Genomic DNA, 2,778 nt, shown 5'->3' with positions numbered 1-2,778 from the left:
CTAACTCAACCAGCTTCTCAAATTCAAATTGTCGAGCCAGTTTTGTCAGTGATTGTATCAGATTAGTTGCTGTATCTGGTATTTCTCCTACCAGTTCTATGACTTGGTTGGTATTTGCCTCCAGCGCAGCTGTGTATAGCTGAGTAATCCATTCTTGAGGCATACAGGTGAGGTGTTGCGATGTCAAGATAGTCTCTGTTGCCTGATTTACTAGGGGCGTTTGGCTTTCGGCAAAGATAAATTTTACACCAAGATGTTTAGTTAGTGCATTAAAAATGGTGTGTTCGGCAAAGGGTTTGCGGAGGAAGTCATCACAACCAGCAGAGAGAACTATGGCTTTTTCTTCTTCTAAGACGCTGGCTGTCAAGGCGATGACGGCTGTGGCGTTACCTTTGGTAGTAGACTTAATATATTTAGTCGCTTCATAACCATCCATGACAGGCATTCTCATATCCATCCAGATTAAATGCGGTTCCCATTCATCCCAAATTGCGATCGCTTCCTTGCCGTTACTCGCCTCTCTCACCTCAAACCCCAAAGGCGTGAGTAACTTCATCAACAATTGGCGATTAATGGCTTTATCATCTACTGTGAGAATTCTATATGTTGGCTGATTGGCAACTAGCCCCAACACTTGTGGATATGCTTGCGAACTCTTGCTGACTGTTGCTTGCGCCAATTTCGCCTGAATCTGAAATTGAAAAGTTGTACCTTTGCCTAATTCACTCTCAACTGAAATATCTCCCCCCATCAGTTGCACAAATTTACGGCTAATGGCTAAACCTAATCCTGTACCTTCTTGGGCATCTTTTCCGGCTTGGGCTTGCGTAAACGCATCAAATAATTTGGGTAATTCAGTGGCGGAAATCCCTACACCTGTATCACGCACCTGAAAATGGATATGAAATACATCTGTGGTTTCTTGTTCTCCTGCAAACACAAGTAGACTGACGTTGCCTTCTGAGGTAAATTTAATCGCGTTGCTGAGTAGATTGATTAACACCTGACGTAGTTTGACTGCATCTGTGCAGATATAGCGGGGAACATTGTCATTGCGCTGAAATATCAAAGCCAATCCGGCGTTTGTTGCCCGCAGATGTAGCATATCTTCTAAATCATCGAGTAAGCGATACAAGTCAAAGTCTTGGGGATTCAGGGTAGTTTTTCCGGCTTCGATTTTCGATAAATCGAGAATATTATTAATTAGTGTGAGTAAATAATCACCACTACGATAGATAATCCCAGCATTTTCATACTGTTCTGATGGTAAGTTTTTAGCGCGTATCATTAGTTGGGAAAATCCGAGAATCGCATTTAGAGGAGAACGCAATTCATGGCTCATGTTGGCAATAAATGCACTTTTGGCTTGATTTGCGACTTCGGCTTTGTCTTTGGCAATGGCTAATTCTGCGGTTCTCTCTTTGACTCGTTGTTCTAAAGTTTCAAAAGCTGTTTGTAACTGACTAGCCATTTTATGAAAACAATCAGCCAGCGTTGCTACTTCTGTAATACTTTGAATTGCTCTTGAGCCAGTTTCTAAATCAGAATTATCCCATTTTCCTAATGCTAAAGCTTGACTGGCTCGACTTAATTGCAATATAGGAGTTGTAATCCAATTTGCAGTCATGATACATAAGATTGTGGCCATAATTAAAGTTAAACTACATAATATGATTGTCGAACGCGCATTGGCTTGAATTTCTGCCATGAAGTCAGCTTCAGGAATGACAATCACTGTCAGCCAATTTAAATCTTTTTGACTCTGCAATGGGACAACTTTCACAAAGTAGCGTTTACCATGCTCGTCTGTAAAGCTCAGTTCTTGTTTTGTCTGAATGCGATTAAGGCTTCCGAAATATTCCCGTAATTTTTGAGTGGTTTTCTGAGTAAGTTTATTGCGACTATCCACGGCATTTAATCTATATTTGCTGGGGTCATTTTTTTCTTTATCAGAATTCAGATACTTTACTAAGTAGGAAAGAAAGGGAGTTTCACCTGTGGAAGTACCGATTAACAATCCACTCGGTTCTACAACAATAGCCTGACCGGTTTTACCAATTTTCAACCTGTTGAGAAAATCCCCTAATTGGGATAGAGAAAAAGCGCAACTGAGAACTCCTTGAAAGGTATTATTTTGATCAACAAATGGTAAAAAATAGGCGGCTACTAATTTTGGTTGATCGTTGTGGATGCGAGCAACAACAATCCGCCAAATTCCACGTCCTGCCTTTTTGGTTGCCCCATACCAAGGATTTCCAGGCGGATCATTATGCGGATCATAAGTCGTTGAACGTCGGATTAATTTGATGTAGTTGCCCTCACTGTCAGTCAGGTAATTATCCCAATTGTTATTATTTGACTTATCTTTGATGCGAACCACACGCGAGCCATCATGCTGTTTGACCACAATTAACATATTTTTATGCTCGGTAGCGATCGCAAAGGAATTAATCTCATTAAATATTTGTGATTGCTGCCAAAAATAGCGTTTTACTGTGGATAAATCCTGATAGTTCAAAATGCCTAGTTTAATTGCATCGGCATTATTGCGGGTAACTTTGACTGAATTTTGCAAATAATGGGCGAGATTTTGATCAATGCGATCGCCTACTTCCGTCATCAAGGATTTAGCTATATCCTCTACCGCTTTTTGTCCACTCCGGTAGGAAAGATAGCCAACTAACCCGACTGCACCGACAACTTGTAAGACAAAAGGAATAATTAACAGTGATTTCAGGGGGATTTGTCGATATTTTTGGGCTTTATTCCTAGATTTTA

Annotated in this window: 1 protein-coding gene; it reads right to left on the bottom strand. The window is 40.6% G+C overall.

The genetic code is table 11. The features are described from left to right. A partial coding sequence (locus AACS98_RS23300; protein ID WP_232317235.1) for a hybrid sensor histidine kinase/response regulator occupies window positions 1-2,778 on the bottom strand: 2,778 nt, incomplete at both ends.

The organism is Anabaena sp. CA = ATCC 33047, assembly GCF_963870205.1.
In the GTDB taxonomy this organism is placed as follows: Bacteria; Cyanobacteriota; Cyanobacteriia; order Cyanobacteriales; family Nostocaceae; genus Trichormus.
Note: the sequence above shows the minus strand (reverse complement) of the source record. Positions and strands in the feature narration are given on the sequence as shown.